This is a genomic window from Nocardioides sp. CCNWLW216 (assembly GCF_037120545.1).
In the GTDB taxonomy this organism is placed as follows: domain Bacteria; phylum Actinomycetota; class Actinomycetes; order Propionibacteriales; family Nocardioidaceae; genus Nocardioides; species Nocardioides lianchengensis.
Genome location: NZ_JBBBBJ010000001.1, coordinates 728,955 through 752,955 on the forward strand (window position 1 = coordinate 728,955; position 24,001 = coordinate 752,955).

Sequence of the window (24,001 nt, forward strand, 5' to 3'; positions counted from 1 at the left end):
GGGATGGCCGCGCGTCCGATGCGTGGGGCGGACGGACTCGGGCAGGGTGGGGTCATGATCAACGTCGAAGGACTCACCCGGACGTACGGCGCGTTCACCGCCGTCGACGACGTGAGCTTCGTCTGCCAGCCCGGACGGGTCACCGGATTCCTCGGTCCCAACGGTGCCGGCAAGACGACCACCATGCGCGTCATGGTGGGGCTCACGCCCCCGACCCGAGGTCGCGTCACCATCGGTGGCCACCTCTACTCAGACATCCCCAACCCCGGACGCCACGTCGGCGTCCTGCTCGACGCCTCGGCCCAGCACGCCGGCCGCACCGGCCGCGAGATCCTCACCCTCGGCGCCCAGACGATGGGCCTGCCGGCGTCGCGCGTCGACGAGATGCTCGCCCTGGTCTCGCTGTCCGACAACGAGGCCAAGCGCCGGCTGCGCAACTACTCGCTCGGTATGAAGCAGCGCCTCGGCATCGCCCACGCCCTGCTCGGCGACCCGTCGGTGCTGATCCTCGACGAGCCCGCCAACGGCCTCGACCCGGCCGGCATCCGCTGGATGCGCGGCCTGCTGAAGGGGTACGCCGACCGCGGCGGCACGGTGCTGCTCTCCAGCCACCTGCTGCACGAGGTCGAGATCATCGCCGACGAGATGATCCTGATCGGCCGCGGCAAGATCGTGGCCCAGGGCAACAAGCAGCAGCTGCTCGCCGGCAGCACCACCACCTCCACCCTGGTCACCTCGCTGACCAACGACCAGCTGGCCCAGGCCCTGCAGGCCAAGGGCTTCGCGGTGACGCCGGCGGGCGAGGGGCTCAAGGTCGAGGTTGCGCCGGTCGAGGTCGGCCGGGTCGCCGCCGAGCAGCAGATCGTCCTCACCGACCTCCGCTCGGGCGACGGCGGCCTGGAGGACCTGTTCCTCCAGCTCACCTCCGACACCCAGCGCGAGACGCTCCCGGAAGGAGCCCCGGCATGAGCACCACCACCGCGCCCGGCCACATCGACCTCGCCGGCACCGAGAAGGTGCCGCTCAGCCGTCTGGTCAAGGTCGAGGTCCGCAAGGCGCTCGACACCCGGGCCGGCTTCTGGTTCGCCGTCTCGATCGTCGCCCTGGTGCTCGCGGTCGAGGTCATCTTCGCGTTCGCCGCCTCCGACCAGGACCGCACCTTCGAGAACCACCTCGGCATCGCGGGCGCCGTGCTCGGCTACTTCCTGCCGATCCTCATCATCATGCTGGTCACCAGCGAGGCCAGCCAGCGCAACGGGCTGGTGACCTTCACGCTGGAGCCGCGGCGCCCGCGGGTGGTGCTGGCCAAGTTCCTCGCGGGCCTGGTGCTCGCGGTCGCCGTGATGGTGCTGTCGGCCGTGATGGCCGCCGTCGGCATGCTGATCGGGCGTGGCGACGAGTGGGGCGTCGACGGCAACCTCGTCTTCAACGGCTTCATCCTCTCCGCCGTGGTGTCGGTGCTGATCGGGTTCGCCATCGCCACCCTGCTGATGAACACCCCGGCCGCGATCGTCGGCTACTTCGCCTACACGCTCATCCTCCCGACCGCGGTCGGGATCCTCTCCGCCCTCAGCGACTGGTTCAACGACCTGGCGCCGTGGATCGAGTTCAACACCGCGCAGACGCCGCTGTTCCAGGGCGACTACACGCCGACCGGCGAGGAGTGGGCGCAGATCGCGACCAGCGGCTTCATCTGGCTGGTCGTCCCGCTGGTGCTCGGCATCCGCCGGCTGCTGCGGATCGAATTCAAGTAACCCTTCACCCAGGGTTGTCCGACACGACACCCCGTGGCGGCAGGCGCGCTCCGTGCCTGCCGCCACGCTGGCGTCATGTACCTGCGGGTGGCCTCCCTCGGTGACAGCTCGACCTACGGCATCGGTGACCCGGTGCCCCACGCCGTGTCCCCGACCGGCTGGCGCGGGTGGGCCCGGCTGCTCGCGGACGCCCTCGGCACGTCGTACGACGTCTCCTTCTGCAACCTGGCCGTCTCGGGAGCCACGGCGGCGACCGTGCGGGCCGGACAGCTCGAGGAGGCGGTCGCACACCGCCCCGACGTCGCGTCCCTGGTCGTGGGCATCAACGACACGATGCGCTCGACCTGGGACACCCGGCGGGTCCGCGAGGACCTGATGACCTGCGCCGAGGCGCTGCAGTCGACCGGTGCGCTGCTGCTGACCGCGCGCTTCCACGACCACGGTGCCGCGATCGGGCTGCCGGGCGTGCTGCGCCGGCCGATGCTGGCCCGGATCGAGACGGTCAACACCGTCTACGACGAGGTGCACGCGACGTACGGCGGGCTCCGGGTCGACCTGGCCGCGCAGCCGGGGATCTTCCGGCGCGAGTCCTGGTCGGTGGACCGGCTGCACCCCTCGGAGCGCGGCCACCGGGCGCTGGCCGGCGCCTTCGCGTCGCTCCTGCAGCGCGAGGGCCTGGACTTCGCGCCGCCCTCGCCGGAGCCGTCCGGCGGCTTCGAGCCGAGCTGGCGGCGGGACCTGGCGTGGATGGCCGCCGAGGGCGTGCCCTGGATGGGGCGCCGGGCGCGCGACCTCGGTCCGTGGGCGGTCCGGCTGGCCTGGACCGAGGGCGTTCGCGGGCGTGTCCCCGCCGGCCACTAGCCTGCTGGTCATGACACGCGCCGACGGTCGCAGCGACGACGAGCTCCGCCAGATCACGATCACCCGCAACTGGCTCGACCACGCCGCCGGCTCGGTGCTCGTCGAGTTCGGCCGCACCCGCGTCCTGTGCGCCGCGTCCGCCTCGGAGGGCGTGCCGCGCTGGCGCAAGGGATCCGGCCTGGGCTGGGTGACGGCGGAGTACGCCATGCTCCCCGCGTCCACCAACACGCGCTCCGACCGGGAATCGGTCAAGGGCCGGATCGGCGGCCGGACCCACGAGATCAGCCGGCTGATCGGCCGCTCGCTGCGCGCGGTCGTCGACTACCAGGCGCTCGGCGAGAACACCATCCAGCTCGACTGCGACGTCCTCCAGGCCGACGGCGGCACCCGCACCGCCGCGATCACGGGCGCGTACGTCGCCCTCGCCGACGCCGTCGCCCACCTCCGCTCGACCGGCGCGCTCAAGGGCGAGCCGCTGACCGGCTCGGTCGCCGCCGTCAGCGTCGGCATCATCGACGGCGTCCCGCGCCTCGACCTGCCCTACGAGGAGGACGTGCGCGCCGAGACCGACATGAACATCGTGATGACCGGCGACGGCAAGTTCATCGAGGTGCAGGGCACCGCCGAGGGCGCCGCCTTCGACCGGGCCGAGCTCGACGCGCTGCTCGCGCTCGGCGAGAAGGGCTGCGCCGACCTCACCCGCCTCCAGCAGAACGCCCTCACCGGTGGTTGAGGTGCGAGCGGAGCGAGCCTCGACACCCGATGAGCCGGTCCGGATCCACCTGGCCTCCCGCAACGCCAAGAAGCTCGCCGAGATGGAGCGCATCCTCGCCACGCACCTCCCCGGCGCGAGCGTCGTCGGCCTCGACGACGTCCCGGCGTACGACGAGCCGGTCGAGGACGAGCCGACCTTCGAGGGCAACGCGCTGCTGAAGGCCCGCGCCGGGTTCGTGGCGACCGGGCTGCCGTCGGTCGCCGACGACAGCGGGCTGTGCGTCGACGCGCTCAACGGCATGCCCGGCGTGCTCTCCGCCCGCTGGTCCGGCCCGCCCAAGAGCGACGAGCGCAACAACCGGCTGCTGCTCGACCAGCTCGCCGACGTGCCCGACGAGCGCCGTACGGCGTACTTCACCTGCGCGGTCGCGTTCGTGCACGCCGGCGGCGAGCTGGTCGTGCACGGCCGGATGGACGGCACCGTGGTCCGCGAGGTGCGGGGGAGCGGCGGGTTCGGCTACGACGTGCTGTTCGTGGCCGACGACCACCCGGGCCTCACGACCGCGGAGCTGTCCCGCGAGGACAAGGACGCCATCTCCCACCGGGGCAAGGCGCTCAGGGAGCTGGCACCTCTGCTGGCCCGGCAGCTCGGATCCGCCGGCTGATCAGCGTCCCCCAGACGGCGGCGAGCACGAACATGAAGACCGAGTAGACCGCCGCCGGCACCGAGATCTCGGTGTTGTCCAGCACCTCGACCGCGACGTAGATCGCCAGCGTGCCGTTGTGCACGCCGATCTCCATCGACGAGGCGATGGCCTGCTCCTCGCGGATGCCGAACGCCCGCGGGACGACGTACCCGATCACCAGGCTGGCGGCGCAGAACAGGCCGGCGGCCAGGCCGACGTCGGCGAGGTAGTCGCCGACGTTCTCGCGCTGGTCGAGCAGGATGCCGAGCACCAGCACGGCCAGGATGACCGCGGAGCCGGTGCGCACCGGGCGGTCCATCCGCTCGGCGAAGGCCGCCTTCCGGGCGCGGACCAGCATGCCGAGGCCCACCGGCACCAGCACCACGGCGAAGACCTCGACCACCTTGCCGAACTGCAGGTCGACGGTCTCGCCCTGGTCGTAGTGGGCGATGGCCAGGTTGGTGATGATCGGCAGGGACACGATGGCGATCACCGAGTTGATCGCAGTGAGCGTGACGTTGAGCGCGACGTCGCCGCGGAAGAGGTGGCTGTAGAGGTTGGCGCTGGTCCCGCCCGGGGAGGCGGCGAGCAGCATCATGCCGATGGCCAGCAGCGGCGGCAGGTCGAGCAGCTTGACCAACCCGAAGCAGAGCGCCGGCAGCAGCAGCAGCTGGCAGCCCAGCGCGACGGCCACGGCGCGCGGGTGCCGCCCGACGCGCCGGAAGTCGTCGGGGGTGAGCGAGAGCCCGAGTCCGAACATGATGATCGCGAGCGCCAGGGGCAGCCCGACCGTGGTGAGCGCGGAGTCCATGGCGGGACGGTAGTGGATCGGACGTGACGGACGTCACCACTTCCCACGGACCGCTACGTTCACGGGGTGAACCGACACTTCCTGGTCCGTCGTACCTTCGCGCGGGTGGCGCTGCGCCTCACGGGCTGGAAGACGGTCGGCACCGTCCCGAGCAAGGGCATCCTCGTCGGCGCCCCGCACACCTCGAACTGGGACTGGGTGCTCACGATGCTCCTGGCCTGGGACAACAGCGTGCAGATCCGGCTGCTGGTCAAGGACTCCTTCTTCAAGGGGCCGGTCGGCCCCTTCATGCGGGCCACCGGCGCCGTCGAGCTGGATCGGAAGAATCCCGGTGCGACGATCCGCGCCCTGCTCGCCGACTCCGAGACCGACGAGACCTTCCTGCTCGGCATCGCCGCGGAGGGCACGCGCAGCAAGGGTGAGTACTGGAAGTCCGGCTTCTACCGGATCTCCCAGCAGACCGGCATCCCGGTCACCCTGGCCTTCCTCGACGCGCCCTCGAAGACCGTCGGCTGGGGCCCGACCTTCGACCTGACCGGCGACGTGCGGGCCGACATGGACACCATCCGCGCGTTCTACGCCGACAAGACCGGCATCAAGCCGGAGGGTACGACGCTCCCGCGGCTCCGCGAGGAGGACCGCGCGAGCGACTGAGTGCGCCCGGAGAGACTCGAACTCTCACTGGCCAGGACCTAAACCTGGTGCCTCTACCCATTGGGCTACGGGCGCCTGAGACGCGTGAAGTCTAGGGTCGACGCCCCGGCTCTTGGTGCGCCGCCCACCGGGGTCTACGGTCGGAGCGTGTCAACGGCGACGCAGGTGGACAAGTCCGAGCTCCTCGAGAAGGCGACCGCGCTGGCGCGGTCCGGGACGGGGTCGGGAGGCCCACCCCACGACCGGGTGGGGGAGCTGCTGCGCGCCTACTACCGCCACGTCGCGCCCGAGGACCTCGTCGACCGCACCGACGTCGACGTGTACGGCGCCTTCGCCTCCCACCACCGGCTCGCGGCCCAGCGGCCGCAGGGCACCGCGCAGGTGCGGGTGCTCACCCCGACCCTGGGGGAGCAGGGCTGGTCGGCCGGCGGCCACTCGGTGGTCGAGGTCGTCGTCGACGACATGCCCTTCCTCGTCGACTCGCTGACCATGGAGCTCTCCCGGCAGCTGCGCGACGTGCACGTGGTCGTGCACCCGCACTTCGACGTCGAGCGCGACATCACCGGCGAGCTGCAGGCGGTGCACGTGATCGACGACGGCTCGCTCGAGCCGCACGAGGGCACGATCCGCGAGTCCTGGATGCACGTCGAGATCGGCCGGGTGCCCGAGGGCGAGGACCTCGACGCGATGGTCGAGCACGTCCACCAGGTGCTGCGCGACGTCCGGGAGGCGACCGAGGACTGGCCGCGCACCCGGGCCCGGATGCTGGAGATCGTCGGGGAGCTCGGCGACGCCGCGCCCGCCGGCGTCGGAGCCGAGGAGGTCCGGCAGGCGCGCGAGCTGCTGACCTGGCTGACCGAGGAGCACTACACGTTCCTGGGCTACCGCGAGTACGAGCTCACCGCCGACGACCACCTGCAGGGCGTGCCCGGCACCGGGCTCGGCATCCTGCGCGACGACCCCGACCTCTCCCAGAGCACCCAGCTGCCCGAGAAGGTGCGCGACAAGGCCCGCGAGCCGAGCCTGCTCGTGCTGGCCAAGGCCAACTCGCGGGCGACCGTGCACCGCCCGGCGTACCTCGACTACGTCGGCGTGAAGACCTTCGACGCCGACGGGAACGTGATCGGCGAGCGGCGCTTCCTCGGCCTGCTCTCGAGCACCGCGTACGCCGAGTCGCTGACCCGGATCCCGCTGCTGCGCGAGCGCGCGGCCGACGTGCTGAAGCGCAGCGGCTTCGACCCGCGCAGCTACGCCGGCCGGGCGCTGATGGACACCCTCGAGACCTACCCCCGCGACGAGCTGTTCCACACGAGCGTCGAGGAGCTCGCCCCGATGGCCGAGGCGGCCATGCACGCCCGCGAGCGCCGCGCCGTGCGCGCGATCATCCGGCGCGACACCTACGGCCGCTACGTCTCGGTGCTGGTCTACCTCCCGCGCGACCGCTACAACACGGGGGTCCGGGAGAAGTTCTCGCAGATCCTCCAGGACCGGCTCGGCGCCGAGTCGGTGGAGTTCACCGTCCGCATCAACGAGTCCACGACCGCCCGGGTGCACTTCGTCGCCCACCTGCCGCACGGCGCCCAGATGCCCGAGGTCGACACCGCCGACCTCGAGCGGCGGCTGACCGAGGCGTCCCGCTCCTGGCGCGACGACTTCCTCGGCGCCGTCATCGCCGAGTACGGCGAGGAGGCCGGCTCGGCCCTCGGTCGCCGCTACGTCGACGCGTGGCCGGAGGCCTACAAGGAGGACTTCGCTCCCCGTACGGCGTCCGTCGACCTGGGCCGCCTTGAGGGCATCCGGGGCGAGGAGGGCATCGACCTGTCGCTCTACCAGCCGCTGGACGCGGGCCGCGGCGAGGCGCGGCTGAAGGTCTACCGGGTCGGGGAGCCGCTGTCGCTCTCGGCCGTGCTCCCGATGCTGTCGTCGATGGGCGTCGAGGTCGTCGACGAGCGCCCGTACGACCTGGCCGGCGACCCGGGTGGACGCCGCTCCTTCGTCTACGAGTTCGGCCTGCGCTCGGACCGACAGCTGCCCGAGGAGGCGCGCGGGCTGTTCCAGGACGCCCTGCACGCGGTGTGGGACGGCTTCAACGAGACCGACGGCTTCAACACGCTGGTGCTGGGCGCCGGGCTGACCTGGCGCCAGGCGACGGTGCTGCGCGCCTACGCCAAGTACATGCGCCAGGGCGGCTCGCCGTTCGCCCTCGACTCGATCCAGGACGCGCTGGCGGCCAACGTCGACATCACCCGGCTGCTGGTGCGGCTCTTCGAGGCCCGCTTCGACCCGGCGGCGGGCGACGATCGCGACGCGGCGCAGGAGGACCTGGTCCGCCGGATCGGCGCCGCCCTCGACGACGTGGCCAGCCTCGACCACGACCGCATCCTGCGCTCCTACCTCGTGCACGTGCGGGCCACGCTGCGGACCAACTACTTCCAGCGGGTCTCCACGGACGGGGCGAGCCGGCCGAAGTCGTACATCTCCTTCAAGCTGGAGCCGTCCCAGATCCCCGACCTGCCGCACCCGCGGCCGAAGTTCGAGATCTTCGTCTACAGCCCCCGCGTCGAGGGCGTGCACCTGCGCTTCGGCTCGGTCGCCCGCGGCGGGCTGCGCTGGTCGGACCGGCGCGACGACTTCCGCACCGAGGTGCTCGGCCTGGTCAAGGCCCAGATGGTGAAGAACACCGTGATCGTGCCGGTCGGCGCGAAGGGCGGCTTCTACGCCAAGAACCTCCCGGACCCCTCGGTCGACCGCGACGCCTGGCTGGCCGAGGGCGTGGCCTGCTACCGCACGTTCATCTCCGGCCTGCTCGACCTCACCGACAACCTGGTCGAGGGCGAGACGGTGCCGCCGACCGACGTCGTACGCCACGACGGGGACGACTCCTACCTCGTGGTGGCCGCCGACAAGGGCACCGCGACGTTCTCCGACATCGCCAACGGGGTGGCCCAGGACTACGGCTTCTGGCTCGGCGACGCGTTCGCCAGTGGCGGCTCGGTCGGCTACGACCACAAGGCGATGGGCATCACCGCCCGCGGCGCCTGGGTCTCGGTGCAGCGGCACTTCCGCGAGCGCGGCATCGACTGTCAGGCCGAGGACTTCACCGCGGTCGGCATCGGCGACATGTCAGGTGACGTCTTCGGCAACGGGCTGCTGTGCAGCGAGCACACCCGGCTGGTGGCGGCCTTCGATCATCGCGACATCTTCCTCGACCCGACGCCCGACGCGGCCACGTCGTACGCCGAGCGCCGGCGGCTCTTCGAGCTGCCCCGGTCGAGCTGGCAGGACTACGACCAGAGCCTGATCTCCGAGGGCGGCGGGGTCTTCCCGCGCTCGGCGAAGAAGGTCGCGCTGACGCCGCAGGTCCGCGAGGCGCTGGGGATCGAGGGCGACGTGGAGTCGCTGACCCCGGCCGAGCTGATGCGGGCGATCCTGAAGGCCCCGGTCGACCTGCTCTGGAACGGCGGCATCGGCACCTACGTCAAGGGCGCCGACGAGACCCACGCCGACGCCGGCGACAAGGCCAACGACCCGATCCGCGTCGACGGCGGCGAGTTGCGGGCGGCCTGCGTCGGCGAGGGCGGCAACCTCGGTCTGACCCAGGCCGGGCGGATCGAGTACGCCCGCCAGGGGTGCGGCGGGGCGGGTGGCCGGATCAACACCGACTTCATCGACAACTCCGCCGGCGTCGACACTTCCGACCACGAGGTCAACCTGAAGATCCTGCTCGACCGGGTGGTCCGCGACGGCGACCTGACCACCAAGCAGCGCAACGCGCTGCTGGCGGAGATGACCGACGAGGTGGCCGGCCTGGTGCTGGCCGACAACTACGAGCAGAACCTGGCGCTCGCCAACGCCCTCGACCACGCACCGTCGCTGCTGCACGTGCACGAGGAGTTCATGAAGCGCCTCGAGCACGACGGGATCCTCGACCGCGAGGTCGAGGGCCTGCCCCCCAGCCGCGAGGTACGACGCCGCCTCGACCGCGGCGAGGGCCTGACCGCGCCCGAGCTGGCCGTGCTGCTGGCCTGGACCAAGATCGTGCTCGCCGACCAGCTGCTGGCCTCCGACCTGCCCGACGACCCGTACCTCGACCTGGACCTGAAGGGCTACTTCCCGGGGCCGGTCCGCGACGGCTTCCCGGCGCAGGTCGAGGCCCACCCGCTGCGCCGCGAGATCATCGTGACCCAGGTCGTCAACGACCTGGTGAACGGGGCCGGCATGACCTTCTGGCCGCGGCTCTCCGGCGAGACCGGGGCCGACGGGGCCGAGCTGACCCGGGCCAATTTCGTGGCCCGCGAGATCTTCGGCTCGCTGCCGCTGCGCCAGGAGGTGGCGTCGTACGACAACCGGCTCGACGCGGCCGTGCAGACCCGGATGCGGCTCGAGATGCGCACGCTGGTCGAGCGGGCCTCGCGCTGGCTGGTCACCAACCGACGGCCGCCGCTGGACAGCCAGGCCACCGTCGACCAGTTCGCCGGGCTCGTGCAGACGGTGATGACCGAGCTGCCCGAGCTGATGACCGGGCGGGAGCTGGACGCCTACCTCGCCCGGCGCGACCGGCTGGTCGAGCAGCAGGTGCCCGAGGACCTGGCGAGCCGGGTCGCCGTGCTGCCCCCGTCGTACATGCTGCTCGGGGTGGTCGAGAACGCTCAGCGCGAGGACCTCGACCCGCGCGACGTCGCCCGGGTGCACTTCGCGCTGGGGGAGCGGCTCGGGCTGCCGGCACTGGTGCAGCGGATCCTGGCCCTGCCGCGCGAGGACCGGTGGCAGACCATGGCCCGCGCGGCGCTCCGCGACGACCTGCACGGCGTGCACTCCCAGCTCACGCTCCAGGTGCTCCGGGCGACGCCCGGCGACGAGCCCGCGCCCGCGCGGATCGCGACCTGGGAGGACGGGGACGCGATCACGGTGGCCCGGGCGACGGGCACGCTCGAGGAGATCTGCGCCGACGACCAGGCCGACCTGGCCCGGATGTCGGTCGGACTCCGGGTCGTGCGCGGGCTGCTCTCGACCTGAGACGCGTCGACCCCCGGACCGCGGGTGCGGTCCGGGGGTCGACGGGCTCGGGAGGGAGCGGTCAGCTCGGGTCGACGCAGACGACGTACGCCGTCAGGTCCTGCGGGTCGAGACCGCTGTGCTTGCCGTCGACCCGCCAACCGTCGGCGAAGCCCGGCTCCGGGTCGGCGAACAGGAGCGAGTCGCCGCGGATCACCTTCTGCGGGAGGCTGGCCTCGATGCTGGTCGTGGTCGTGGCGGCGTCCGCGAACGCGCCGCCGCCGCCGACCGCGACCTTGCCCGCGGAGCAGGCGACGAACACGGCGCCCTCGCCGTCGGACTCCAGCTCGACGGTCTCGGTGACGACCTCGTAGCCGGCCACGTTCGGAGCGTTCAGCTTGGCCTTCACCCCGGCCCCGAGGTCGCCCTCGGCGACCGTGCCGTCCTGGACGTCCTTGCCGCTCAGGCTGCTGTCCTGGACGTCCGCGCCGGTGAGGCCCTGGTCCTTCACGTCGGCGCCGGTCAGGCTGCGGTCCTTGACGTCCTTGCCCGTGAGGCTGCGGTCCTTGACGTCCTTGCCGGTCAGGCTGCCGTTCTTGACGTCCTTGCCGGTGATCAGGGCGGCCGCGGTCGCGGATCCGGCCATCGCGACCACCAGGAGCACGGCGGCGGCCAGGACGGCCAGCGGGCCGAGGGAGCGGGTCTTCTTCGAGGTGGTGCTGCGGGACATGGTGGGTTCCTCCGGGGTGGTGGGCTTCGGTGGTCCCACCTTCGGCCGGAGGACGTCCCCCGGGCATGAGGGGTGATCCCTCATTCCTGGGGGTGGGGGTCGCCGGCGGCGACAGTCCCTGACGTTCTGCACGCGCGAGCGGTGCAGAACGTCAGGGACTTTCCGGCGCTCGGCTCCCGACGCTCAGCCGCTCGGCACGGCGCAGCCACTACATTGCGGCCATGACCGACCCCGTGCGCCCCCTCGTCAGGACGGTCGCCCAGACCGTGGCCGCCACGACCGCCGGGACGCTCACCGCCCGGGCTGCCGTTGACGAGTCGCTGGACCGGATCGCCCGCCTCGACGCCGACCTCAACGCGATGTCGGTGGTGCTGGCCGAGCGGGCGCGCGCCGACGCGGACGCGCTGGACGCGGCGCGGACGGCGGGGGAGCCGGCCGGGCCGCTGCACGGCGTACCCCTCGTCATCAAGGAGGAGGTCGACGTCGAGGGGGCGGTGACGACCTTCGGCGGCGACGCCAACACGACGCCGGCGGCCGCCGACGCCGAGCTGGTACGACGGCTGCGGGCCGCCGGCGCGGTCGTGGTCGGCAAGACGACGATGCCGGAGTTCGGGGCTTTCCCCTACACGGAGTCGGTCAGCCGCGGCTACACGCGCAATCCGTGGGACCGCAGCCGCACCCCCGGCGGCTCCAGCGGCGGTACGGCGGTCGCGGTCGCCACCGGGATGGTCCCGGCCGGGATCGGCGGCGACGGCGGCGGGTCGATCCGGATCCCGAGCGCGTGCTGCGGGCTCTTCGGCCTCAAGCCCCAGCGCGGCCGGGTGACGACCGCCCCGCACCCGCATCTGTGGTGGGCGCTCGGCACCGCCGGGCCGCTGACCCGCACGGTCCTCGACAGCGCGCTCGTCTACGACGCGATCCGCGGCAACGTGCCCGGCGACCTCTACACCGCGGGGGAGACCGACAGCTTCGTCGAGGCGGCCCGCCGCGAGCCCGGCCGGCTGCGGATCGGCTGGTCGACGAAGGCCGTCTCGCTCGGCGTCAGGCCCGACCCCGTCCACGTGCGGGCCGTCCGGGACACCGCCCGGCTGCTCACCGACCTCGGCCACGACGTTCGCGAGGTGGACCCGCGCTACCCCGACCCGACCGCCGCGTTCATCCCCCAGTTCTTCGCCGGCATCCGCACCGAGGCCGACGGGATGGAGCACTTCGCGCGGCTGGAGCGCCGTACCCGGCAGTCGTACCGGCTCGGCTCATGGGTCACCCCGCGGGTGCGCGACTGGGCGCTGCGCCAGACCGAGAAGGTGTCCGCGAAGGCCAACCGGGTCTTCCAGGACGTCGACGTGCTGCTCACGCCCGCCATCGCCCACCGGCCGCCGCCGGTCGGGATCCTCGACGGCCGTGGCACCGTCCGGTCCAGCCTGGCCTCGATGCCCGCGATCGCCTACGCCGCACTCTGGAACGTCGCCGGCAACCCCGCCGCCAGCCTCCCGTGCGGCCTGGCCGACGACGGGCTGCCGGTGGCCGTCCAGCTGGTCGGCCCGACCGACGGCGAGCCGGTGCTGCTGAGCCTGGCGGCCCAGGTCGAGGCGGCGCGGCCCTGGCCGCTCGTGGCTCCTGAGTAGGGTCGCCTGCGTGGCAGCGATCGAGGTCGTCGACCTCTCCATGACGTACGGCGACCTGCGGGCCGTCGACGCCGTCAGCCTGGAGGTCGCCGAGGGCGAGTTCGTCGGCATCCTCGGCCCCAACGGCGCCGGCAAGACCACGCTGCTGGAGATGGTCGAGGGGCTGCGCGAGCCCGACTCGGGCACGGCGACGGTGCTGGGACAGCCGGTCTGGCCGCGCAACGCGGGCCTGCTGCCGCGGATCGGCGTCCAGCTGCAGGCGTCCGCCTTCTTCGAGCGGCTGACCGCGCGCGAACAGCTGCACACCTTCGCGGCCCTGTACGCCGTACCCGTGCGCGAGGCGGACGACTGGCTCGAGCGGGTGGGCCTGGTGGACAAGGCCGACACCCGGGTCGAGGACCTCTCCGGAGGGCAGGCGCAGCGGCTGTCGATCGCCTGCGCGCTGGTGCACGACCCGGAGCTGGTGTTCCTCGACGAGCCGACGGCCGCGCTCGACCCGCAGGCCCGCCGCAACCTCTGGGACCTGCTGTCCGGCCTCAACGACTCCGGCCGCACCGTGGTGCTGACGACGCACTACATGGACGAGGCCGAGGTGCTCTGCGACCGGGTGGCGATCATGGACGCCGGCGCGATCCTGCGCTTCGACACCCCGGACGCGCTGATCCGCGGCCTGGACGCCCCGACCCGGATCCTGCTCGCCGACGGCGAGGTGCTCACCACCCGCGACCCGGCCCAGGAGATCGCCCGGCTCGCCCACGAGCACCGCCTCGACGGGATCCGGGTGCAGACCGGCACGCTCGAGGACGTCTTCCTCGACCTGACCGGGCGGGAGTACCGCGCATGAAGTCACCCCACGAGATCGCTCGCTCCGCTCCCGATTCCGCGGGGACCCCGACATGAGAGGCCCGTTCCTCGCCCTGTCCCTGGCGATCGTGAAGGGCTTCGTGCGCGACAAGGCGTCGGTCTTCTTCGCGCTGATCTTCCCGCTGATGTTCCTGGTCCTCTTCGGCGGGCTCTTCGGGGACCAGACCCAGTCGAAGGTCGAGCTGGTCCAGGTCGGTCAGGTCGCCCTCCTCGACGAGATGTCCGACGGCGCCCGCGGCGCGTTCGACGAGACCTTCGACGTCGAGGACTCCGACGACCTGGCGGCCGCGCTCGAGAAGGTCCGCAAGGGCGATGCGGACGTGGCGATCGAGATGCGGGGCGACACGATCGTCGCCCACTACACGCAGACCGACCAGGTGAAGGCCGCGGTCACCCAGGGCGCGCTGCAGGCGTTCGTCGACGGCACCAACGTCGCGCTGTCCGGTCAGCCGCCGCGATTCTCGCTCGAGACGGAACGGGTCGAGGACGACTCGCTGTCCACCATCCAGTTCGTGACCCCCGGCCTGCTCGGCTGGGCGGTGGCGATGAGCGCGGCCTTCGGGGCCGCGGCCACCCTGCAGGGCTGGCGGCAGTCCAAGCTGCTGCGCCGGCTGCAGCTCGCCCCGGTCTCGACCCGCACCGTCGTCGGTGCCCGGGTCACCGTCACCCTGCTGATCGCGCTCGTGCAGACGGCGATCTTCATCGGTCTCGGCGCGGCCGCGTTCGGGCTCACCCTGACCGGCTCGTGGTGGATGTCGGTCCCGCTGCTCGTCGTCGGCACCCTGTGCTTCATGGCCCTCGGGCTGCTGGCCGGCGCGATCACCACCACGACGGAGGGCGCGGTCAACGCGGCCAACTTCATGGTGCTCCCCATGGCCTTCCTGAGCGGCTCGTTCTTCCCCCTCGACGCCGCCCCGCAGTGGCTGCAGACCTTCTCGCAGGTGCTGCCGCTCCGGCACCTCAACGAGGGGATGCTCGACGTCATGGTGCGCGGCGAGGGCCCGTCCGCGGCCCTGCTGCCGATCGCCGTGCTGGCCGGCTTCGCCCTGGTCGTGACCCTCGTCGCGGCGCGGCTGTTCCGGTGGGAGACCACCTGACCATGGGACTGCTCTGGGTCACCCCGCAGGCACGGGTACGGCGGCTCCTCGGTCGCCCGAGCCCGCTCGCCGGCCGGACCGTCCTGGTCACCGGCGCCAGCTCCGGCATCGGCGAGGCGACCGCGCTGGCCGTCGCCCGGCGCGGCGCCCGGGTGCTGCTGGTCGCACGGCGGGCCGACGAGCTGGAGCGGGTGCGGTCCGCGATCGAGGCGGCCGGCGGGCGGGCGTCGTCGTACGCCTGCGACCTGACCGACGGTGCCGCCGTCGACGCGCTGGTCGCGCAGGTCGGCCCGGTCGACTACCTCGTCAACAACGCCGGCCGCTCCATCCGCCGCTCGCTGCACCTGTCCTACGACCGCTTCCACGACGTCGAGCGCACGACCGCGATCAACTTCCTCGCCCCGGTCCGGCTGACCCTGGGCCTGCTGCCGGCGATGCGGGCGCAGGGCTTCGGACACGTGGTCAACGTCGTCACCTGGGGCGTGCAGCTGAAGGCGCCGAAGTTCTCCGCCTACATCGCCTCCAAGACCGCCCTCGACACCTGGAGCCGGATCGCCGGCCGCGAGACCTACGCCGACGGCGTCACCTTCACCAACCTGCGCTTCGCGCTGGTGCGGACGGCGATGACCGCGCCCACCGAGGCGTACGCCGGCCGCGGGGCCACCGCCGAGCAGGCCGCGGACCGCGTCGTACGGGCTCTCGAGGACCGGCCGATCACCGTCGACACCCTGGCCGGGCGGGTCGGCGAGGTGCTCAACCTGGTCGCGCCGCGGGCCAGCGACGCGCTGTTCTCGCGCTTCGACCGGCGGTTCCCGGACTCGAGGGCGGCCGGCCAGCCGACCCGGCCCGACGCCGCACCGGGCTCGCCGACGCCGCTCCGCTGAGGGGCCGCCGCGGGGGGCCTCTCGGCCTTTCCCGGACGTTCCAGGGGGATGCTTCGACCAGGAACGTCCTAGTTACCCGGGGATCCGGGTAACTAGGACGCCGCCCCGCCTCAGGCCAGCATCGCCACCGCCGCGACCACCCCGGCGACCACGATGAGCGACCGCAGCAGCAGCGGCGGCAGGTGCCGGCTGATCCGGGCGCCGGCGTACCCGCCGATGACGGAGCCGACGGCGAGGAGGGCCACGATCGCCCAGTCGACGTCGGCGACGACGGCGAAGATGAGCGCCGCGACGATCTTGCCCGCGAGGATCGCCAGCGTCTTCAGGGCGTTGACGATGCGCAGCTCGAGGTCGGTGCCGAACCCGAGGACGGCGACCATCATGACGCCCGCACCGGCGCCGAAGTAGCCGCCGTAGATCCCGACCAGGGTCGCGAAGAAGGTCGTGACGGGGGACAGTCGCGTGCGTGGCTCGGCGTCCTCCTGCCCGCGGCGGAGCACCTTGCTGATCGTGGGCTGGGCGCCGACGAGCAGGCAGGTGAACAGGATGAGGTAGGGGACGACCGACTCGAAGACCCCGGCGGGGAGGGCCAGCAGGAGGACCGCCCCGAGCACCGACCCCACCAGCCCCGTCATGAGGATCACCGTGGTCACCCCGGGGTGCTCGCGCAGCTCGCTGCGGAAGCCGAACGAGCCGCTGAGCCCGGCGGGGGTCAGGCCGATCGTGTTGGACACGTTCGCCGTCACCGGCGGTACGCCGAGGGCGATCAGCACCGGGAAGCTGGCCAGGGACGCGACCCCGACCGAGGAGGTCAGGGCGCCTCCCAACAGGCCGGCGGCGAGGACGGCGAGCTGCTCCAGGCCGCTCACGGGGCCTCGCGCAGCACGGCCACGTCGCTGACCATCTCGACGTGCGCGTGCATCGCGGCCGCGGCGGCCGACGGGTCCTGCGCGCGGATCGCGTCGGCGATGGCGCGGTGGCCCGCGAGCGAGTTCTGCGGCCGGCCGGGTTGGGAGAGCGACTCGATCCTGGTCTCCTTCACCAGGTCGCTGATCTCGCCCATCAACCGGGCCAGCAGCAGCGAGTGGGCGGCGGCCGTGACGGCGCCGTGGAAGCGCTCGTCGCCCTCCACGCCTCGGCCGCCGGCCTCGATGTCGGCCGCCATGGCCTCGAGGGCGTCGTCGATGCGCGCCAGGTCCTCGTCGGTACGACGGACCGCGGCCAGGCTCGCGATCTTCGTCTCCAGGGCGTCGCGGGTCTCGATCACCTCGGGCAGCCGGTCGGCGTGTGCGCGGATCGCCTCGACGATCCGCTGCTGGCCCGGCGAGGCCTCGGTGAGCACGGTGCCGTCGCCGTGCCGGACCACGACCACACCGATCACCTCCAGCGCGACCAACGCCTGGCTGAGGGTGGCCCGGCTGACACCGAGCCGGGTCGCGAGCTCGCGCTCGGGTGGCAGCTTGTCGCCGGGCCGCAGTCCGCTGGCCTCGACCCAGGCGGTGATCTGGCCGGCGACCTGCTCGTAGAGACGGGTACGGGGCACGCGGGGGAGGTCGGACATAGCGGCATGTTATTGACAGATTGGTCCATTGGGCTATTGGCTAGGCCACTGATCCACTTCGCACCGACGTACAGGAGCCGACGTGACCGGACCGCTGGACGACGTGCTCGTCGTCGACCTCTCCCGCGCCCTCGCGGGACCGCACGCGACGATGATGCTGGGCGACCTCGGCGCTCGGGTGATCAAGGTCGAGGCACCCGGGTCGGGCGACGACACCCGCAGCTGGGGGCCGCCGTTCGTGGGACCCGATGACGACCGGCAGTCGACGTACTTCCTCTCGGCCAACCGCAACAAGGAGTCGGTGGCCCTCGACCTGAAGGACGAGCACGACCGCGACCTGCTGCTCCGGCTGGTCGACCGGGCCGACGTCCTGGTCGAGAACTTCCGCACCGGCGTCCTGGAGCGGCTCGGCCTCGGCATCGCCGACCTGCAGGCGCGCAACCCCCGGCTGGTCGTGCTCTCCATCACCGGCTTCGGCCACGACGGCCCCGAGGGCGGCCGCGCGGGCTACGACCAGATCGCCCAGGGCGAGGCCGGCCTGATGTCCCTGACCGGCTCCGGCCCGGACGACCCGCAGCGGGTCGGCACCCCGATCGCCGACCTCCTCTCCGGCATGTACGGCGCGTACGGCGTCCTCGCCGCCCTGCACGAGCGCGAGCGCAGCGGCGTCGGGACCGTCGTCCGCACCAGCCTGCTCGCCGCGGTCGTCGGCGTGCATGCGTTCCAGGGCACGCGCTGGACGGTCGCCGGCGAGGTCGGTCGCGCGCAGGGCAACCACCACCCGTCGATCGCGCCGTACGGCCTGTTCCGCTGCCGTGACGGCTCGGTGCAGATCGCGCTCGGCAGCGAGGGGCTGTGGCGCAGGTTCTGTGCGGGCTTCGGGCTGGACCCGGCCGCGGAGGGGCTCGCGACCAATCCCGAGCGGGTGGCGGTCCGCGAGCGGGTGATCGAGGTCGTCGAGGCGGCCTTCGCCGACTGGGACGCCGAGCCGCTGCTGGCCCGGCTGGCCGAGATCGGCATCCCCGCCGGCAAGGTCCGCGCCCTCGACGAGGTCTATGGCTGGGACCAGGTCGCCAGCCAGGGCCTGCTGCTCGACGTCGACCACCCGACGCTGGGCAGCGTCACCCTGCCGGGCCCGCCGCTGCGGTTCTTCGGCGCCGACGGCGACGAGGTCACCCGGCGCGAGCACGGGGCGCCCCCGTTGCTCGACCAGCACGGCGGCTCGGTGCGCGCGTGGCTGGAGCAGGAGGGGTGAGTCCCCAGCGGCGCTGGGGCGCGCAGGACCTCCTGGACCTGGTCCTGGACGAGGGCTCGTTCGAGTCCTGGGACGAGCCGGTGTCGACCGACCACCACTCCCCGGCGTACCGCGAGGCGCTGGCCGCGGCGGCCGAGAAGGCCGGCACGGACGAGTCGGTGCTGACCGGGCGCGGGCGGGTGCGGGGCCGGCCGGTGGCGGTGGTGGCCAACGAGTTCCGGTTCCTCGCGGGGTCGATCGGGGTCGCGTCGGCGCGGCGGATCGCGGCCGCCGTACGACGGGCGACGGCGGAGGGCCTGCCGGTCCTGGCCACGACCGCGTCGGGCGGGACCCGGATGCAGGAGGGCACGGTCGCCTTCGTGGAGATGGTCGAGATCTCGCGGGCGCTGATGGACCACCGTGCGGCCGGCCTGCCCTACCTCGTGCACCTGCGCCACCCCACGACCGGTGGCGTCTACGCCTCCTGGGGCTCGCTCGGTCACGTGACCGTGGCGGAGCCGGAGGCGCTGGTGGGCTTCCTGGGTCCGAAAGTGTTCGAGGCGCTGAACGGGCGGCCGTTCCCGCCGCGGGTGCAGACCGCGGAGAACCTGGCCGCGAAGGGGGTCATCGACGGCGTCGTGACGGCCGAGGAGATCCCGGCCCTGGTCGACGGCGCCCTGGCGGTGCTGGTCGATCCGCCGTCCGCGCCCACCCTGGAGCGACGGGCCGCGCGGGAGCCGCGGGACCTGCCCGCCTGGGACTCGATCTCGCACACCCGGTCGAAGGACCGGGCCGGCGTGCGCGAGCTGCTGAGGTACGGCGCCGAGGGCACGCTGCGGCTGCGCGGCACCGACGAGGGCGAGCGCGACTCCACGGTCGTGGTGGCGCTGACCCGCATCGACGGGCAGCCCTGCGTCCTGGTCGGCCAGGACCGGAGCCGGCAGGCGCCCGGGCACGAGATGGGCCCGGCCGCGCTGCGCGAGGCCCGGCGCGGGATGCGCCTGGCCGACGAGCTCGGGCTGCCGCTGGTGACGGTCATCGACACCCCGGGTGCGGAGCTGTCGCAGCGGGCCGAGGAGGGCGCGATCGCCGGCGAGATCGCCCGGTGCATCGCGACCATGACCACCCTGCGGGTCCCGAGCGTGTCGGTGATCCTGGGCCAGGGCTGCGGGGGAGGGGCGCTCGCGCTGCTGCCCGCGGCCACCGTGGTCGCGTCCGAGCACGGCTGGCTCTCGCCGCTGCCGCCCGAGGGTGCGTCGGTGATCGTGCACGGCGACACCGGGCACGCGGCCGAGATGGCGGCCGCCCAGCAGGTGCGGGCCCGCGACCTGCTCGCGGCCGGCACGGTGCATCACGTCGTACCCGAGGTCGACGGCGAGCCCGCGGCCGACCTGGCCCGGGCCGTGGCCGCCGAGATCGGCCACCAGCTCCGCGCCGCCCGATAGTCGCTGACCTTCTGCAGGCCGCCTGCCTGCAGAAGGTCAGCGACTATCGGGGTGCTCGCCGCGCCACCGCAGGTAGAGCACGGTCAGCACGGCCACGAGCATCGGCCCCAGGGCCAGGACGAGGACGGCGAACCCCTCCGCGCCGTGGAGGGCACCCAGATGCAGGACGGTCATCTCAGACCCCCACCGGCGTACGGCGCTCCGCGGTGACGCCGGGCTCGGGGGCCCGGGCGTAGCGGCTCACGCCCCAGCCGAGGCCGAGCACGAGGACCAGGCTGCAGGCCAGTACGACCAGCCCGGCGACCGTCCACAGCCAGCCCGGGACGTCGTCCTTCAGCTCGCGCTGCAGGATCAGCTTCTCCTCGCCGAAGGCGCGGACCTCCCCGTCGGCGACCGGTACGGCGGGCTCGTCGAGGGCCGAGTCCTCCGGCAGGTAGATCGGCATCGCGCGCAGCGAGCGGCCGTCGTGGACGCGGACCATGGTCTTCCAGGTGCCGTCGACGGGGATCGGCTCCGTGGTCCGCCACAGGGTCGGCGAGACCTCCTGCAGCGGCTGCACGTGCAGCCCGGCGGAGTCGCGGCCGCCCTGCCAGGCGGTGACGGTCAGCCAGGCTTCGGCGCCGTCGACCGGCGGCTCGTTGAACCGGAACTCCGCCTGGATCTCGCGACCGTCCGGGCCCTGCTCGTCCGCGACGACGGTGGTCGAGGCCTCGAGGCCGCTGGGCGCCATCGCGAGCACGCCGTTGGTCACGATCGTCGCCAGCACCACGAGGGCGCCGCCGAAGACCAGGCGCGGCCGCCGTACGACGACGGGCAGCTCGCGCCGCAGTCCGAGCACGAGCAGTCCGGCGAGCAGTCCGGCGGCGACGCCGCCCAGGGTCGCGAGCAGCACGCCCTCCACCAGGATGTCGGGCGTCCAGGCGAGGGTGAACGCGACCTGGGTCCAGGCGTACTCGGCGGCGAAGCCGACCGTCCCGATGAGTGTCCCGGAGACCACCCCGACACGCAGCGGCCGGTCGGCCCAGCGGGCGGCGACCGCCTCGACGATCAGCGCCTCGACCAGGTAGAGCGGCACCGATGCCCACAGCTCCCCGAGCACCGGCCCGACGACGACGCTCACGCCGCCCCGGACCACGAGGTAGAACACGACGGCCGCGACCGCGGCCCCGCGGCCGACCCAGAGCCGGGCCACGACCAGGCTGAAGGTCGCGGCGGTCGCGATCATCAGCGGCTGCATGACCAGGCGGAACTGCTCGACGCCGAAGTCGTACTCCGCCTGGAAGACGCTCATGCCGATCAGCAGCCCGCCGGCCAGGCAGCACCCCAGGACGTACGACGCCCGCACGGACACCCGGTCGGTCCGCCGGCCGGCCGCGCGGCCCTCCTCCAACAGCACGGCCATCGCGACCAGGGACAGTCCGGCGCCGCCGATGAGCATCAGGTGGGTCGGACCCCAGAGGGTGACGTCCTGGCCGAAGATCCGGTGCCAGACGTCGTCGAGCGGGAAGCCGAGGAGCGCGTAGCTGCCGGCGCCGGTCAGCAGCACGCCGCCGGCGGGGGCCCGCCAGCCCGGGGCCAACTGGACGCCGGAAGGGCCGACCTGGTCCTCGCGGGGGAGTGCGCAGGCGAGCACGCCTGCGGCGGAGATCCCGAACAGCCCGAACAGGATCGGGTAGTGCGCCGGGTTGGCCAGCGGCCCCTCGTCGCGCCCGACGCCGATGTGCAGGGAGATGTCCCAGTACATCCCGAACAGCGCGGTGATCAGCGAGACCATCGCGACCATCAGCGGCAGGCTGGCCCAGCTCGCGACGCCGCCGAACAGGGGAGCGCCGTCCATCCGCCGCAGCAGCCGGTCCAGCGCCTTCAGCCGGCCGGTGCGGTGGGCCAGCACGATGGCGAGGAGGGCGACGGTGAGGACCATCGCGAGCCCGGAGGCGATGGCGACCTGGTCGAGGGAGGCCGCCCCGGCGGGGCGGTCCTCCACGACGGCGGGGAGGATCCGAGTTGCTTGCATCTCTTTATGTAACATCGAAAGATGTAACATTGTCCAGAGATAGGGTGCGGGTGTGACCGAGGAGTTCGTCGTCGAGGAGCTCTCCCGCCGCACGAGCGTCTCCGTCCGGTCGCTGCGCTCCTACCAGTCCCGGCGGCTGCTGCCGCCGCCCGAGGTGCGCGGCCGCACCGGCTACTACGGCCCCGAGCACGTGGCCCGGGTCCGGCTGATCCAGGACCTGCGCGCCGCCGGGCTCAAGCTCGACGGCATCGCCCGGATGCTCGACGACGACGTCCAGGCCGACGAGCAGCTGCTCGCGTTCACCCAGCAGGCCCGCGGCATGTTCGCGGGCGGACCGCCCGCGGTGACCACGATCGAGGCCCTCGTCGAGCGGTTCCGCATCCAGGAGGACGAGGCGCTCACGGTGCTGGAGACCGCCGTACGCCTCGGGCTGCTGCGGGAGACGTCGGACGGCGAGATCGAGGAGCTGGCGCCGCGGCTGCTCGCGGCGGGGGAGGCGGCGATGGCGTCGCTCGGACTGACCGCGACCGAGGCCCTCGACCTGCTGACCCGGCTGCGCCGGCACGCCGACGGGGTGGCCCGGATCTACGTCGAGCTCTTCGTCGAGCGGATCTGGGAGCCCTTCGTCGCGTCCGGACGCCCGCCCGAGCGGTGGACCGACGTTCAGCGCTCCCTCGACGCGCTGCGCGAGCTGGCGACCAGTGCCCTCGACGCGACCTTCGACCTGGCCATGGCCCACCGCGTCGAGGAGACGCTGGGCCGGGTGCTCGGCGAGGACTCCTAGGAGGCGGCCTCGGTCCCTGCGGACCAGCGCTCGAGCTCGCGCTCGTCGAAGTGCTGGTGCCACGGGCCCCCGGATGCGTGCCACGCCTCGTGATGGGTGTCGAACGCATGGGGGACGAGCGACCAGCACCGCTCGCAGTAAGACGTGTCCTCACCCATGCGGGTGACGGTACGACGACCGACGGGTGTCGCGCAGGCGAACCCGCGGGTAGCCGTGACCGCCCGGATTGAACGTGTTCAAAAATGGGCTAGCATCATCGCCATGCGCATCGTGATCCCCGGAGGCACAGGTCAGGTCGGCGGCATCCTGAGGCGGTGGTACGCCGCGGCCGGCCACGACGTGGTCGTGCTCAGCCGGCGACCCGAGGAGCTCGAGCCGGGCGTCCGGCACCGGGTCTGGGACGGCCGGACGGCCGGCGACTGGGCGGAGGAGCTCGACGGCGCCGACGCGGTGGTCAACCTGGCCGGGCGCTCGGTCAGCTGCCGCTACACCGAGAAGCACCTGCGCCAGATGATGGGCTCCCGGGTCGACTCGACCCGCGCGGTCGGCCGGGCGCTGGAGCAGGTCGCGCGGCCGCCGGCGGTCTGGCTGCAGATGAGCACGGCGACCATCTATGCGGACCGGCGCGACGCCCCGAACGACGAGCGCACCGGCGTGATCGGCGGCCGGGAGCCGGGCGTCCCGGCGTACTGGGAGCGGAGCGTGCGGATCGCCCGGCGGTGGGAGGAGGCCCAGCAGGAGGCGACGCTGCCCGGCACCCGCCGGGTCGCGCTGCGCACCGCGATGGTGATGAGCCCGGACCGCGGCGGGGTCTTCGACTACCTGCTCTGGATGGCCCGGCTCGGGCTGGGCGGACCGGTGGCCGGCGGTGGGCAGTACGTGTCGTGGATCCACGCTGACGACTTCTGCCGCGCGGTCGACCTGCTGATCGCGCGGACCGACCTCGACGGACCGGTCAACCTCGCCGCCCCCGAGCCGCTGCCGCAGCGCGACCTGATGCGCGACCTGCGCCGCGCCTGGGGCCGCCGGCCCGGGCTGCCGGCCACCCGGGCGATGGCCGAGCTCGGCGCCCTGGTCCTGCGCACCGACACCGAGCTGCTGCTCAAGAGTCGGCGGGTGGTGCCGACCCGGCTGCTCGACGCCGGGTTCGCCTTCGACCACCCGAGGTGGCCGGAGGCGGCCGCCGACCTGGTGGCGGAGCGGCGCGCCGTACACCGACGGACACAAGTCGGTCCCGGAGCGACCCGCTGAGCGTGCGGAGGCCGACCGGAGCGGACTTGTGTCCGTC

22 protein-coding genes and 1 tRNA gene are annotated in these 24,001 nt (G+C 73.0%); 15 read left to right on the forward strand and 8 right to left on the reverse strand.

Annotated features, from left to right (window positions below; genetic code table 11):
* Positions 1-54 precede the first annotated feature (54 nt).
* The 5 genes from V7S47_RS03460 to V7S47_RS03480 all read left to right on the forward strand — a co-directional run bounded on the left by V7S47_RS03460 (position 55) and on the right by V7S47_RS03480 (position 3,994).
* Positions 55-969 carry an ABC transporter ATP-binding protein gene (locus V7S47_RS03460; RefSeq protein WP_336560268.1) on the forward strand — a complete coding sequence of 305 codons (915 nt, stop codon included), beginning with the start codon at positions 55-57 and terminating at the stop codon, positions 967-969.
* Positions 966-1,754, forward strand: a complete 789-nt coding sequence (locus V7S47_RS03465; RefSeq protein ID WP_336560269.1) for an ABC transporter permease — start codon at positions 966-968, stop codon at positions 1,752-1,754. The genes V7S47_RS03460 and V7S47_RS03465 overlap by 4 nt, the downstream gene beginning before the upstream one ends.
* 75 nt (positions 1,755-1,829) lie before the next feature.
* The gene (locus tag V7S47_RS03470) at positions 1,830-2,615 is read left to right on the forward strand and encodes an SGNH/GDSL hydrolase family protein (RefSeq protein WP_336560270.1); all 786 of its coding nucleotides are present in this window, start codon (positions 1,830-1,832) and stop codon (positions 2,613-2,615) included.
* A 10-nt stretch (positions 2,616-2,625) separates the two neighbouring features.
* Complete coding sequence (gene rph / locus V7S47_RS03475) at positions 2,626-3,348, forward strand: ribonuclease PH (protein ID WP_336560271.1); 723 nt, start codon at positions 2,626-2,628, stop codon at positions 3,346-3,348.
* 82 nt (positions 3,349-3,430) lie between these two features.
* Positions 3,431-3,994: a non-canonical purine NTP pyrophosphatase gene (locus V7S47_RS03480; RefSeq protein ID WP_336560431.1), complete on the forward strand. Its 564-nt coding sequence runs from the start codon at positions 3,431-3,433 to the stop codon at positions 3,992-3,994.
* On the opposite strand, the gene V7S47_RS03485 is transcribed toward V7S47_RS03480, so the two are convergent.
* On the reverse strand, positions 3,945-4,826 hold the full coding sequence (locus tag V7S47_RS03485) for a bile acid:sodium symporter family protein (protein WP_336560272.1): 882 nt from the start codon (positions 4,824-4,826) through the stop codon (positions 3,945-3,947). The genes V7S47_RS03480 and V7S47_RS03485 overlap by 50 nt on opposite strands.
* A gap of 66 nt (positions 4,827-4,892) precedes the next feature.
* Here V7S47_RS03485 and V7S47_RS03490 point away from each other — a divergent pair, with 66 nt between their 5' ends.
* A complete protein-coding gene (locus V7S47_RS03490; RefSeq protein ID WP_336560273.1) occupies positions 4,893-5,480 on the forward strand; it encodes a lysophospholipid acyltransferase family protein in 588 nt (195 codons plus the stop codon).
* 1 nt (position 5,481) lies between these two features.
* Here the strand turns inward: V7S47_RS03490 and V7S47_RS03495 are convergent.
* Positions 5,482-5,555, reverse strand: a tRNA-Leu gene (locus V7S47_RS03495).
* 72 nt (positions 5,556-5,627) lie between these two features.
* Between V7S47_RS03495 and V7S47_RS03500 the strand changes: the two genes are divergently transcribed.
* On the forward strand, positions 5,628-10,496 hold the full coding sequence (locus V7S47_RS03500) for an NAD-glutamate dehydrogenase (RefSeq protein WP_336560274.1): 4,869 nt from the start codon (positions 5,628-5,630) through the stop codon (positions 10,494-10,496).
* Positions 10,497-10,557: 61 nt separating this feature from the next.
* Here the strand turns inward: V7S47_RS03500 and V7S47_RS03505 are convergent, their stop codons facing one another.
* A complete protein-coding gene (locus tag V7S47_RS03505) occupies positions 10,558-11,205 on the reverse strand; it encodes a hypothetical protein (RefSeq protein WP_336560275.1) in 648 nt (215 codons plus the stop codon).
* A gap of 221 nt (positions 11,206-11,426) precedes the next feature.
* On the opposite strand from V7S47_RS03505, the gene V7S47_RS03510 reads away from it, so the two are divergent.
* From V7S47_RS03510 to V7S47_RS03525, 4 genes are read left to right on the forward strand one after another with little or no spacing between them, the layout of a single operon-like run.
* Positions 11,427-12,830: an amidase gene (locus tag V7S47_RS03510; RefSeq protein ID WP_336560276.1), complete on the forward strand. Its 1,404-nt coding sequence runs from the start codon at positions 11,427-11,429 to the stop codon at positions 12,828-12,830.
* 10 nt (positions 12,831-12,840) lie between these two features.
* Positions 12,841-13,674 (forward strand): ABC transporter ATP-binding protein, encoded by an 834-nt coding sequence (locus V7S47_RS03515; protein WP_336560277.1) that lies wholly within the window; start codon positions 12,841-12,843, stop codon positions 13,672-13,674.
* A 52-nt stretch (positions 13,675-13,726) separates the two neighbouring features.
* The gene (locus V7S47_RS03520; protein ID WP_336560278.1) at positions 13,727-14,791 is read left to right on the forward strand and encodes an ABC transporter permease; all 1,065 of its coding nucleotides are present in this window, start codon (positions 13,727-13,729) and stop codon (positions 14,789-14,791) included.
* A gap of 2 nt (positions 14,792-14,793) precedes the next feature.
* Positions 14,794-15,675 (forward strand): SDR family NAD(P)-dependent oxidoreductase, encoded by an 882-nt coding sequence (locus tag V7S47_RS03525; RefSeq protein ID WP_336560279.1) that lies wholly within the window; start codon positions 14,794-14,796, stop codon positions 15,673-15,675.
* 110 nt (positions 15,676-15,785) lie between these two features.
* On the opposite strand, the gene V7S47_RS03530 is transcribed toward V7S47_RS03525, so the two are convergent.
* Together V7S47_RS03530 and V7S47_RS03535 are read right to left on the reverse strand one after the other, a co-directional pair.
* Positions 15,786-16,544 carry a sulfite exporter TauE/SafE family protein gene (locus V7S47_RS03530; protein WP_336560280.1) on the reverse strand — a complete coding sequence of 253 codons (759 nt, stop codon included), beginning with the start codon at positions 16,542-16,544 and terminating at the stop codon, positions 15,786-15,788.
* On the reverse strand, positions 16,541-17,236 hold the full coding sequence (locus V7S47_RS03535; RefSeq protein ID WP_336560281.1) for a FadR/GntR family transcriptional regulator: 696 nt from the start codon (positions 17,234-17,236) through the stop codon (positions 16,541-16,543). Before V7S47_RS03535 ends, V7S47_RS03530 begins: the two co-directional genes overlap by 4 nt.
* An 82-nt stretch (positions 17,237-17,318) precedes the next feature.
* Between V7S47_RS03535 and V7S47_RS03540 the strand changes: the two genes are divergently transcribed.
* Both V7S47_RS03540 and V7S47_RS03545 read left to right on the forward strand, forming a co-directional pair.
* Positions 17,319-18,491 carry a CaiB/BaiF CoA transferase family protein gene (locus V7S47_RS03540; protein ID WP_336560282.1) on the forward strand — a complete coding sequence of 391 codons (1,173 nt, stop codon included), beginning with the start codon at positions 17,319-17,321 and terminating at the stop codon, positions 18,489-18,491.
* Positions 18,488-19,915: a carboxyl transferase domain-containing protein gene (locus V7S47_RS03545; RefSeq protein WP_336560283.1), complete on the forward strand. Its 1,428-nt coding sequence runs from the start codon at positions 18,488-18,490 to the stop codon at positions 19,913-19,915. Before V7S47_RS03540 ends, V7S47_RS03545 begins: the two co-directional genes overlap by 4 nt.
* A 36-nt stretch (positions 19,916-19,951) precedes the next feature.
* On the opposite strand, the gene V7S47_RS03550 is transcribed toward V7S47_RS03545, so the two are convergent.
* Entirely contained in the window at positions 19,952-20,089 is a 138-nt protein-coding gene (locus V7S47_RS03550) for a hypothetical protein (RefSeq protein ID WP_336560284.1), read from the reverse strand.
* A gap of 1 nt (position 20,090) precedes the next feature.
* On the reverse strand, positions 20,091-21,929 hold the full coding sequence (locus V7S47_RS03555) for a hypothetical protein (RefSeq protein ID WP_336560285.1): 1,839 nt from the start codon (positions 21,927-21,929) through the stop codon (positions 20,091-20,093).
* Positions 21,930-21,981: 52 nt separating this feature from the next.
* Between V7S47_RS03555 and V7S47_RS03560 the strand changes: the two genes are divergently transcribed.
* The gene (locus tag V7S47_RS03560; RefSeq protein WP_336560286.1) at positions 21,982-22,713 is read left to right on the forward strand and encodes a MerR family transcriptional regulator; all 732 of its coding nucleotides are present in this window, start codon (positions 21,982-21,984) and stop codon (positions 22,711-22,713) included.
* On the opposite strand, the gene V7S47_RS03565 is transcribed toward V7S47_RS03560, so the two are convergent.
* The gene (locus V7S47_RS03565) at positions 22,710-22,871 is read right to left on the reverse strand and encodes a hypothetical protein (protein ID WP_336560287.1); all 162 of its coding nucleotides are present in this window, start codon (positions 22,869-22,871) and stop codon (positions 22,710-22,712) included. The genes V7S47_RS03560 and V7S47_RS03565 overlap by 4 nt on opposite strands.
* A gap of 103 nt (positions 22,872-22,974) precedes the next feature.
* On the opposite strand from V7S47_RS03565, the gene V7S47_RS03570 reads away from it, so the two are divergent.
* Positions 22,975-23,964 (forward strand): epimerase, encoded by a 990-nt coding sequence (locus V7S47_RS03570; RefSeq protein WP_336560288.1) that lies wholly within the window; start codon positions 22,975-22,977, stop codon positions 23,962-23,964.
* The last annotated feature ends 37 nt before the right edge of the window (positions 23,965-24,001 follow it).